Origin of the sequence: Mariniflexile aquimaris (genome assembly GCF_042676825.1) — a bacterium.
Classification (GTDB): domain Bacteria; phylum Bacteroidota; class Bacteroidia; order Flavobacteriales; family Flavobacteriaceae; genus Mariniflexile; species Mariniflexile aquimaris.
In genome coordinates this window covers 714,409-726,342 of the sequence record NZ_JBHTIB010000008.1, presented here as the reverse complement: position 1 = coordinate 726,342, position 11,934 = coordinate 714,409, and the positions used below count along the sequence as shown (strand labels likewise).

Sequence of the window (11,934 nt, the reverse complement as noted above, 5' to 3'; positions counted from 1 at the left end):
TTAATGCTTATTTATTGCACCTTTAGTGTTACTTTGTGTAAATCTTTCTCCAAAGAAGAGGCACCAATTGATATTGTAAACGTACCCGGTTCAACTACCCTTTTCAGTTCTTGATTTAATATATTAAGCTCTTCAAAACCTAATTTAAATGAAACTGTTTTAGTTTCACCTGGTTTTAAACTGATACGTTTGAACCCTTTAAGCATCTTTAAGTAACGCCCCACAGAAGCAAAATCGTCGCGCACATACATTTGTACAACTTCATCGCCAACTCGAGTTCCTGTATTCGTAACTTCAACAGAAACCATGGTAGACCCATCGGTATTAATTACAGCATTCTCTAATTTAGGCGTGCTATATTTAAAGCTTGTATAACTTAAACCGTAACCAAAAGGAAATAATGGCGATTTATCACTAAATGCATATTGCCCTTTACCAGAACCTATAAAATCTGGACGCTCTAGGTAAGTAACTGGAATTTGACCCACAGAACGCGGAAAGGATACGGTTAACTTTCCACCCGGATTGACATCACCAAAAATGGCATCGGCAATAGCATCACCAGAATGCATGCCTAAATACCATGTTTCTAGAATAGAAGGAATATTTTCAGCAATATAATTTATCGATAACGGACGACCATTAATAAGCACTACAATAATTGGTTTTCCTGTTTTGTGAATCGCTTCTACCAATTCATTTTGCACACCCATTAAATCAAGGTCGTCGCGATCTACACCTTCTCCACCTGTTCTTCTGGAACCGCCAACAACAAGTACAACGGCATCCGATTTTTTTGCGGCTTCAATAGCATCTGAAAATCCTGCTTTAGAATCACCCATTAAGTTACACCCTTGTGCATAATTAATTGTAACCTTTCCTTTTGTTTTATTTTTAATACCATCTAAAGCTGAAACATAATAAGGTGGTAAACCCGAATACCCACCCAATAAAGAGTAAGAACCTTTAGCAGGTTTTTCTTCATGGGCATTAGGTCCAATTACTGCCAACGATTTAATTTTATTTATATCAAGCGGTAATAAATTGTTGTCGTTTTTTAATAAAATAATCGCTTTTTTAGCCATTTCATAGGCATAGGCCTGATGTTCTTTTTTACTAACAATGGTATCTGTTTTTGCTTCTTTTAACTTTGAACCAAATAAACCCAATTTATATTTTGCGGTTAAAATTCTTGAGGTTGCTAAATCTACATATTTTACCAAATCTGGGTTTTTTGAAAGTGTATCTTTTAAAACATTTGAATGATATGCATACAACTCTAGTGGTTTACCTAAAACCAAATCCATATCTACTCCAGCTTTTAAACCAAGTATAGCCGCCTCTGCTCGTGTTTCGGGAATGAAGTGCATGGTTTGTAATCTTCCAACGTCGTTATTATCGGATACAATAAAACCATCAAACCCTAATTCGCCACGTAAAATATCGTTTAGCAACCAAGTATTCATATGACAAGGCACTCCGTTAAAATCTTGATGCCCCGGCATGATACAAGCCACTTGTGCTTCTTTTACTGCAGCTTCAAAAGGTGGTAAAAATACTTCTCTTAATCGGCGCTCAGACATATCGCTAAATCCACCATTAATACCACGGCGATTTTCTGGATAGCCCACAAAGTGTTTCGCTGTGGTTATAATGTGATTTTTGTCTAATCGCTCGTTGCCCATACCTTGCATTCCTTGAATAAAAGCAACACCCATGCGCGAAACAAGATAAGGGTCTTCACCATACGATTCTTCTACCCGACCATAACGTGCATCGCCTGATATAACATCTAAATTAGGCGAATAACAGTGTGTTATATTTAAAGCGCGCGCTTCTAAAGCAGTTTGAGAAGCCATTTTTTTAATCAATTCCGGTTCCCATGTAGAAGCACAAGCAATGGCCTGAGGATAAACGGTTACGCCATCGTACCATAAACCATGTAACCCTTCACCGAATTTCATGAATGGAATGCCTAAGCGATCGTTAGCAGGTGCATCTTGCGACATTTCTGCTATTTTTTCATCTAAAGTCATTTGACTTAGAAGATTATCGACATTCTTTTTAATTTCAGTGTCACTTAATTGTTTTGATTGAGCGACCATTTTCCCAGAATCACAAGCAAATATTGTAATTGCAAAAAAACCAATTAGGGTTAACTTTTTCATTTAATTGAGATTATTTTATTTTTTGAATTGATTTATGTTATTTAGTTGAAATTCCTTAAACCCGGAAGAATTTTAATATCAACAATTTGGTTGTCTATTGGCCACTTTAAGATAATTAATTTTTGGGTTTGTGCATCCCAAATTATATTAGTTGCATTAAAATATTCTGGACATTTATATGTTTCTAAGCCTACATTTTTTAACGGATTGTAGAACATGACCACGTCATCATTTATAATTACTGAAAATCCATCTGGATAATGCCTGTTGGCGCCAACAAATATTTTAGAAACCCCTTTACTATTATCGCTTTTTATACTCAAATTAAGCGTTCTGGTGGCATGGTTAAATAAAAACGATTGAATATCTCCAGCTATTGTTTGAGGAAATGGTCTTGCAATAACATCGGTAATATACTTACGCTCCACAGTTCCAGCATCGGTGCTATCGCTAAAAATGGACCATGTTGAAGGACCTCCAGGAAGAAAATGCTGCATGGTTCTATTCCCTAAAAACCAAGCTTTTATAGACCCAACCCCCATGCGATCGAACACCTCGGCAGTTCTAATATAAAGCTCTCTATACTTTAATTGACCAAGGTTTCCTTCTATTAAAGTATCGGTTGTTGCAAAGGTTGGAAAACCCCATTCACCAATTAAAATAGGGGCGTTTAGCATATCTGATTCTTTATCAAACCGATCCATTACAGGTTTGATAAGGTCTATTTTGTTTTGATAGATATGCGGTGCGAAAATGACATTTTTTCTATTGATGGGCGCTGTAATTTCGGCATATTGATTGTTATCAATACCTTCACCTTTGTTCATAAAAATAGACTGAATTAATATTTTTTTATTTGGATTGATTTTTTGACTTTCATCAATAATTTGCTGATACAATGGAATCAGATATTTTTTTGTTAAGTCTGAATATGTAATATCCATGGTTAACTTTCTGGGTTCATTCACAACATCATAACCCAACACATAAGATTCATTGGAATATCGATTCCAAATGACTTTCCATGCTTCAATAAAGGTGTGGTATTCATTCTTTTTATTTTGCCAAAATTCTTCCCAAATAAATTTATCTACACCATAAACCGTCATTTTAAAAACGGATTTTATCCCCGCGTTTTTACCCAATGTTACTAGAGAATCTAACTTAACAAGATAATTTGGTTCGAGTTTCCCACCCGGAAAATTACTAAGTTTACCAAGTTCTAAGCGTATTACTTGGGTATTGGCACCCATACGAACCATACGCATATAATCGTCGCTATTAAAAAACACTTCACCTTTGCCATCGTTGGTGTTTACAACGAATCCTCTTGGAATAACATGTCGACCCGAATCGTCTCTCAATCCATGCTTAATTTGAGATTGACCAACGAAACTAAAAATTACAAAACAAAAAATAGCGACTTTAAATTGCATAAAAATAGTTTAGTTTAAAAAACAGGACAATGTAAAATAAGATTAGTGATTTTGTATCCTGTATTGTGCTGATTAATCTTAATAATACAATAGTTCAAAAAGTTGAATCATAAAAAAAGACCGAAATAAAATTATTCCGGTCTTTTCAAAACTAAACTAACTCAAACACTAATTAATTTCGATATCCGTTATTTGTTGGGTCTGACTCCAATAATTTTGGATTTAATTGCAACTCCTGTAATGGTATTGGCAACAAAACATGCCAAGCTCTTATATTTTCATTTGGCTTCCAGAAACGATATTCTAAATTTTGAACTACATCTAACAAAATGCCCCATCTAATTAAATCATATCTTCTCATACATTCTCCAGCCAGTTCCCATTTACGCTCATTGTAAATCGCCTGTCTAAACTGCTGCTGATTAAGCCCTTTAATAGCTTCAGCCTCCGCTACAGTTGCATAAGCACGTTCTCTTATTTCTTTAATATATCCATAAGCAGTTGTTGGATTACCTCCTGGTCTTTCATTTTCACATTCAGCAGCCATTAATTTCACATCTGCCAAACGGAAAACTAATCTGTTATCTGAATGATTAAATCGCGGTGAAGTATCCAGTTTTAAATTCATGAATTTTGGCATATATGGAAATGCTAGATCAAATCCTAAATAATTATCCAGAACATTTAAAGGTCTTCTTAAATCGTTTAACGGAAACTTTTCTGCAAAATCTTTTGAAGCTATCTGTAAACCGGTTCCATTAAATGCCTCTCCATTAGCCGTTAATGCTGCAGATAACGCTGCTCTTTGCGATGTATTTTTGGGCTCATCCCGTAATCGCGGGTTAAACATACTCGGTCTCCAGTTTCCATTCCCCCATATAGCAGATAAATTACCTCCTGCCTCATCAACCAATCCTTCTTCATATTGGCTTCTTATATCTTTTGCAAAATCCAAAGACCAAATAATTTCAGCATTGTATTCATTAGCAGGGTTAAAAACTGCCGCATAACTTGGTAAGATTTGATGCCCAGATTGATTTATTATTTCGAGACACTTATCTAAACCTTGTTGCCATTTTTTTTCCTGCATATAAATTTTAGCAATAACAATGGCAGCTGCCCACTTCGATGCGCGACCTCTTTCTGCCGCTGGATAAGATGATTTTAAATTATTTTGAGCAAACTGCAAATCATCTAAAACACCTGTTAAAATTGTTGCCTTAGGTGTTCTGCCTAATTCTCTAATTTCATTTATTTTAAGATTGTTGGTATAATAAGGCGCATCTCCCCAAAGGTTGGTAATATGCCAATAAGCCAAACCACGTAAAAACCTTGTTTCGGCAATCAATTCTGTTTGAGTGCTTTGAGAAATTGCCGTATTACCCGTAACCCTGTCTATTATAATGTTACAGTTTAATATAATTTTATAAAAATCCTTCCAGGTATCAGAGACACTCATTCTTTGAATGGATTCATCGGCAACGGACTCATTCATAGTATAATTACCAATGGGAGCTACAAAATCGGCTACACGATTGGGCTCTATAATATCGGCACCGTTATCATAAAAATGATCTAAACCTACTTGCCCATAAATCGAATTGTTCTTATAAATTGCATAAACCCCTGTAATCGCTTGTTTGGCATCGGCTACTGATGCAAAGAAATTTTCTGGAGCAATAATATCTCGAGGATCTTCTTCTAAAAATGACTCACACCCTAGGCAAGAAATCATTAAAAAGATGTATAAATATATATGTTTTGTTTTCATAAGTTGTTTATTTAAAAAGTTACGTTCAGTCCAAGGCTTAAAACTTTAGCATTTGGATACTCTCCATTAGAAAAACCTTGAGCAATGTTTCCTACTCCGTTTCTTCCATATCTACTGGTTTCAGGGTCAATTAGTCTAAAATCTGACAATAAAAGCAAGTTAGTGCCTGAAGCATATATTGACATACTTTTTGCTCCTTTAAATGCTCCAATTTTATCTACAGGTAGATTATAAGTTAACCTTACATTTTTTAAACGCAAGTGAGAGCCATCCTCCACATCATATGAATTGGGTATGGAAGAAGTAACCGCATCAGACCCAGCTCTAGGTATATCGGAGGTTGGATTATCAGGTGTCCAACGGTTTGCAACCTCGGCATATTTTGGGTTTTCACCACGAGTCCAGAAATTACCACGTGTTCTTAAGTTATACACTTCGTTACCAACTGTACCTTGAAAATAAAAATTAAGATCGAAATTTTTGTATGATAAACTATTTTCCAATCCAAATATTAAATCTGGAAACGGACTACCTAAAACAACAAAATCTTCATTAGAAATGATACCATCACCATTTAAATTTTCATATCTCGGTCCCCCAACAATCTGTGTTCCTGGATTTAAACCTGACGCATCTATATCTGCCTGACTTTTCCAAGTCCCTAAATATCTGGCTCCGGTAAATACAGGCACTGTTTCTCCAACAATAATTCGTAGGTTTCCAGCTCCTATAATTTGATCTACCACGACATCAATATAATCTTGTCCCCCGAGGTCTAACACTTTATTTTTATTAGAAGACAATGTTAAGGTAGAGTTCCATTTAAAATTATCATTTTGAATATTGGTAGAACTTACCATTAGTTCCCATCCTTTATTTTCCAATGACCCCACATTTTGTAATTGGCTAGTAAACCCTGTTTGTCTTGGGATGGTTACATCAAGCAACAAATCTTCGGTCTTTTTATAATAATAATTAAACTCTGTAAATACTTTGCCTCCAAACAATGATGCCTCTAATGCAATGTCAAATGAATTGGTAGTTTCCCATTTTAAATCTGGATTTGCTGGCCTACCAAGTGTTAAACCTGGTTGTTCTACCCCATTAAGCGTCGTATTAGCTTCTTGCAATATCCCTAAGGTATTATAAGGCCCTATAGCTTGGTTTCCTGCTTTACCATAACTGGCTCTCAACTTCAAATTTTTAAATACATTTTGATTTTGCATAAACGGTTCTTCCGAAATTTTCCAAGCCCCCGCGATGGAAGGGAAGAAAGCATATTTGTTACCTTCCGCAAATACTGAACTTCCATCACTTCTACCCACTAATGTTAACAGATACTTGTCTTTGAAAGAATAATTTGCTCTTCCAAAAAAAGACACGGTTTGAAACCCCGTATAGCCGCTTCCAACTACATTCCTTACTGGATCTGTTCCAAGCCCTAGGTTGTTAAATTGGGTTGCATCGGTAGTATACCCAAACGCTTGTGCTTCAAACGTTTCAGTTGAAACTTTTTGAAAAGAGGCGCCCCCTAAAACGGTTAAATTATGGTTTTCTCCAAATTCAGCATCATATTGAATTGTATTTTCATTATTCCATCCAATTGAAGATACTGAAGATATTCTGGCATTACCTTTCTCTCCAACCACGGTTAAATCTGGTCTTTGACTTGATGTGAACTCGTTTCTTTTACTGTTATTTATTTCGGGATTAAATGTGGAGCGTATAATCAGATTCTTAACAGGATTATATTCTACATAAACTGTACCCAAAAGATTATTAGAATAAGTTTCATCTGTATCTAATTCCGCAATAGCCAAGGGGTTACTAAATGGTGCTCCAATAACATCATTAAATCCGTTATACGAGCCATCATCATTATACACTGGTTGTGTTGGCAAAATATTTAGCAATCCACCATACCCAACAACACCATTATCTTGTTTAATTCTAGAATAATTAACACGTGCTCCAGTCTTTAATTTATCGCTTATTTTAAAATCTAAATTCGATCTAAAAATATATTTTTCTATTCCCGAATTTTTTATCAGACCTTCCTGATCGAAAAAATTCAATGAATTAAAATAGTTTACACTTCCGTTCTCTGATGCCCCAGCTATTGACACATCGGCATTATAAATAGGAGCTGGATTTAACAACAAATCAAAATAATCGTTATCAGGATAGTCGGAAGGATTGCCAGGAAACGGCTCTGCAACCCCTCTAAATCTTGCATCTTCATTTGTGTATGAAATTTGTTCAGCTTGAGATAAGTATGCTGGTCTTTCCGGCACCAATTGTGTACTCGTATAAATACCTACACTAATCTGCGGTTTACCTCCACCAACATTTGCGCCGTTTTTAGTTGTTACAAGTACAACCCCATTTGCACCTCTCGAACCGTAAATAGCAATCGACGAAGCATCTTTTAATATTTCAATAGACTTAATGTCGTTTGCATTAATGTTGTTCAAATCAAAATTGGTTCCAACAATAATTCCGTCTATAACCCATAATGGCTCGTTACTTCCTGTAATGGAATTACCTCCCCTTACCCTTATAGATGTTCCTGCACCAGGCGCTCCACTTGTTTGAGTAACTTGAACTCCAGCAGCCCTACCTTGTAAGGCTTGGTCTACCCTTGATACAGGAACCGATGCAATATCCTCTGAACTTACGGTTGACACCGACCCCGTTAAATCGGATTTTCTTTGTGTACCATATCCAATAACTACAACTTCGTCTAATTTGTTATCGGCAATTAATACAATACTAATTTTTTTTTGATTTCCAACCATTACGCTTTGCGTAGCGTAACCAACATACGAAAACAAAAGTGTATTTTGCGGGCTGGCATCAATTGTGAAATTTCCATCAAAATCTGTACTGGTACCTTTTGATGTTCCTTTAATTAAAACCGTTGCTCCAGGCAGCGGTTGACCGTCTGCGGTTACAGTTCCAGAAACTGTTTGCGCATTAGTCATTACAAAACAGGATAAAGTAATGACTAAACACAACCAAGTTTTTTTAAAACTTGGAAATGAATCTAATTCAAATTCTAATTTCATATTTATTTAGTTAATTGGTTTAATTGGTCTAAATTTATTTAGACTTAATTTACATTCTATCCTGTTTTGTGAGGGTACAAAAAACATTATAATTAATTATTTATACTTAAAACTGTATTTTTTTTAAAAAAAGTGTTAATAAAAAAACAAAATGTCAGTATTTTTTTTATCTAACAACCAATAATGTTTTGTGGAAAAATCATAAAAAAAGACCGAAATAAAATTATTCCGGTCTTTTAAAAACTAAACTAACTCAAACACTAATTAATTTCGATATCCGTTATTTGTTGGGTCTAACACTGACAATGGATATCGTATAAAACATTCCTGCGTAATTGCTTACAATAAAAAATTACTGAGGTGTTAATTCTATTAGCTTGACACTATGGGGTTCTAATTCAACTTTCAACGTAAGATTTCCATCCTTTTTTTCAACCATAACATTTGTTGTAGTTTTAGAAAGTTTTGCTAAATTTTCATACTTGGTCATATTTGCATTTAAAACATTTTCCCAACCTGTATTAAAACGATCGGATATTCTGTTACCATAAATTCGGCCATTGGTTATCTCACTTACTCCGCCAGCACGAAGATCTTTGTAAAGTTCGTGCATCATGATACTATTGGTTTTATCAACAGTCCATTCGTTCATTTTCCACTTAGTTCCTCCAGAAATTAAACCGCCTTCAAGTCTTGGGTAGATAGTGTTTTTTGCCGTACTCGTTCTACTTGGGTTATGATTATAAACCAGTAAATAAATGACATTGTTTTTTACAACCGGGATTACGCCAGCATATCCAGAAAGATTATGAACTGCTTGAAGTCTACTCCCATCTTCCATCATTTGAAACATTTTAGACACGTTTCTTCTTCCTTGAGGTAAATTACTACCTTCTATTTCTTGTCCCCATTCATAAATTTCACTAATTCTGTACTTAAATGCCATATCGGCAATTGTTGCGTACCAACTTGCTCCTAATTCGGTTGCATCATTTAAACTAACACCTCTTTTACCGTTTTCGTCTCTTAAAACACCAAATTCTTGGATATCTAATGGAATATCTCTAAACTGAGCATAGCTATCCAAACTATTTCTATATGGCCCAATATCGTCTGGAAGTTTTACGGTGTTTTGATCTATTTTTTCATAATAAGAAATACAAAAGAAGCTCATTTTTGTTCCTTTTTGACCAGTGGCATAATTTGTACCGGTAGCACAATGGTCTATAAGTTCTGTGGAATATGTAGCACTACCTTCTGTAAGCATATTTCCTGGGCCAATAATAGCATCTGGAATTACTTTTAAAACCTCATCAACCGTGATGTCGTAATGCTTAAAATAATCTTCCTTAGTTCCGCGCCAGTGATCTGGTGTATAATTTGGTTCGGTTGCCACTCTAAAACGCCAGGTTTTAACTTCTGCCATTCCAAATTCATTAACTAAGGTATTTAAAAAGGCGTTGATATATTGTCTCCATAAATTGTAATCTGTTGGTGGCTTAGAATTTCCGTAAGTATCCACTACCTTTGGCAAACTCATCTCCCAAGGCACATTATCTAACACAATACGCGGTTTTAAACCTGTAAGCCTAAAATTACGCATGCTTGTAAGGAGTCCGCTAAAATCAGTAATAATATTACCCGATGCGTCAACGCCTTGGTAATACTCGTTTAAATCATCGGTTCTTCCTCCAAGCATTCGTACCAAATTATAGCTCTTTACATAATCCTTAACGCTTTCTACCTCTCCGGTTCTAAAACCTGAACTATTAAAACGCGTTTGGTTTATCATAGGCCTTGTTGACCAAAAATTATAAAACGTACCCACTACGGCGCCCGTATTAATGGTTACAAGTTTAGCAGGATCTATGGGCTCTGGAACCTCTATTTCTGGTTCTTCAATTATTTCTTCTTCTACGTCATCAGATTTTGAACAACCCGAAATGATTAGTACTAAACTGAACAAAATCGCAAAAAAGATTTGATTCATTGTAAATTTTCCTGTTTTCATCATATTTAAATTATAGTCATTATCTATTCGAAAGCATTTATATGCTTCATTATTTTATATCAATTTCTAAATCGACAACCTTTAATTCACTTGGTTTTCTAATCCCATTAGGTTCGTCTTGCAGCATTACCGATATTATTTCTTCATTTTTCCAACGGTAACTATCTGCCAACATATCGTTCATAAAAGGTCCTTTTACCGCATGTGCAATATGCCAATCTTGCCAATCGTTTTTTGCAGTTGCTACAGCTACTATCAAATCTGTACCATCAGCTTTACTACTTTTACCTTTAATTGATTTGTTGGTGGTACCACCATAAATCATAATTAAATTATCATTTTTATCAACAAATATTTTAGGCCTGTTACCTACTGCCATAGGTAATTGCAAACGGTTCCATACACCTTGTTCATTTCGCCAATAATGAAAATAGCGTTGTGCTGAAATAGGCCCCCAACGCGTTGCTCCCAATGTACTTCCTACCGCTTCAATGGTTTCTTTTGTACCATGGTACATAACCACATGCACCCGTTCTTTGGAGTCTATAACTTGCCCGTGATCGTTCATTAAACCCCAAACACGTGGAATGGGTTGCACCACTAAACCTGGTGAATTAACGTTTATAATTTCATCTAACACATTACCGTCATTATTTTTCCAGGTAAATCCACGGTCATCACTATAAGCGTACATTAAATCGTGATTTGCACCTTGGCTATTTTCGCGCCAAACAAAGGTTACATGCAATCTTCCATTAGCATCATAATCGTACCCATTAGGATACGAGCAACGTGTCTCACTTTTCCCCAGTTGATCTTCAAACATTCCCAATGCCGAATCAATTTGTCGGGTATGCTCCCATTTTCCGGTTTCGGCATTGTAGTCAACCAACATGCGATCGCCATCACCGGAACCTCTTACACGATAATTCATTTGAAGATTACCTTCAGGCGTTGGCCAAAATTTTGGGTAGGTTATTTTAATGGGTTTATTTTCTTCTAATTCATTTAAAATTGGGCCGAATGAAGCTGCACTCCACTCCATTGTTTCAGGACTGGTTGCTAAACCCTTTTTTGAAACCCGATAATGCAGCGGATGTCCATGATGGTCGAAGGCTAAATGAATAGTGCCGTCATTGGGGCAAATGCCTAATGAAACAATATTATGAGAATCGTCACTTTTAAAATCGTAATCTAAAAATTGAATGGTTTTCCAATCACCTTCAGGAAGTTTTCTTCTTGAAATACAAACACGTCTATTTTCGTTGTAATACGCAATATATTGATACCCATTATTTGACGCCAAGGCATCTTTTTGGTAGGTTCGTCCATTTATAGCGGTTCCAAACCTCCCATCAATAGTAAGCGCTTTAGAATCTACTGTTGAAATACTTTTTTGAGTGATTTTAACTTGGGCTTTTAAAGACGCAACCAATAGCATCACTAAGCATAATGTAAACAGTCTATTTTTCATATTTAT

Annotated in this window: 6 protein-coding genes; all 6 read right to left on the bottom strand. The window is 35.6% G+C overall.

Features of this window, described 5'->3' with window-relative positions; genetic code table 11:
* Positions 1-11: 11 nt before the first annotated feature.
* Positions 12-2,168 (bottom strand): beta-xylosidase, encoded by a 2,157-nt coding sequence (locus ACFQ0I_RS07820; protein ID WP_379940982.1) that lies wholly within the window; start codon positions 2,166-2,168, stop codon positions 12-14.
* Positions 2,169-2,209: 41 nt separating this feature from the next.
* On the bottom strand, positions 2,210-3,604 hold the full coding sequence (locus ACFQ0I_RS07815) for a cellulase family glycosylhydrolase (RefSeq protein ID WP_379940980.1): 1,395 nt from the start codon (positions 3,602-3,604) through the stop codon (positions 2,210-2,212).
* Between the two features lie 172 nt (positions 3,605-3,776).
* Positions 3,777-5,375: a RagB/SusD family nutrient uptake outer membrane protein gene (locus tag ACFQ0I_RS07810; RefSeq protein ID WP_379940979.1), complete on the bottom strand. Its 1,599-nt coding sequence runs from the start codon at positions 5,373-5,375 to the stop codon at positions 3,777-3,779.
* Between the two features lie 11 nt (positions 5,376-5,386).
* A complete protein-coding gene (locus ACFQ0I_RS07805) occupies positions 5,387-8,443 on the bottom strand; it encodes a SusC/RagA family TonB-linked outer membrane protein (protein ID WP_379940977.1) in 3,057 nt (1,018 codons plus the stop codon).
* A 352-nt stretch (positions 8,444-8,795) separates the two neighbouring features.
* The gene (locus ACFQ0I_RS07800; protein ID WP_379940976.1) at positions 8,796-10,457 is read right to left on the bottom strand and encodes a GH39 family glycosyl hydrolase; all 1,662 of its coding nucleotides are present in this window, start codon (positions 10,455-10,457) and stop codon (positions 8,796-8,798) included.
* A gap of 46 nt (positions 10,458-10,503) precedes the next feature.
* Positions 10,504-11,928 carry a BNR repeat-containing protein gene (locus tag ACFQ0I_RS07795; RefSeq protein ID WP_379940974.1) on the bottom strand — a complete coding sequence of 475 codons (1,425 nt, stop codon included), beginning with the start codon at positions 11,926-11,928 and terminating at the stop codon, positions 10,504-10,506.
* Positions 11,929-11,934: the final 6 nt, after the last annotated feature.

Coding starts and splice junctions, on each gene's coding strand:
- ACFQ0I_RS07820 (WP_379940982.1), bottom strand. CDS start 2,168: ATGAAAAAGTTAACCCTAATTGGTTTTTTTGCAATTACAATATTTGCT.
- ACFQ0I_RS07815 (WP_379940980.1), bottom strand. CDS start 3,604: ATGCAATTTAAAGTCGCTATTTTTTGTTTTGTAATTTTTAGTTTCGTT.
- ACFQ0I_RS07810 (WP_379940979.1), bottom strand. CDS start 5,375: ATGAAAACAAAACATATATATTTATACATCTTTTTAATGATTTCTTGC.
- ACFQ0I_RS07805 (WP_379940977.1), bottom strand. CDS start 8,443: ATGAAATTAGAATTTGAATTAGATTCATTTCCAAGTTTTAAAAAAACT.
- ACFQ0I_RS07800 (WP_379940976.1), bottom strand. CDS start 10,457: ATGATGAAAACAGGAAAATTTACAATGAATCAAATCTTTTTTGCGATT.
- ACFQ0I_RS07795 (WP_379940974.1), bottom strand. CDS start 11,928: ATGAAAAATAGACTGTTTACATTATGCTTAGTGATGCTATTGGTTGCG.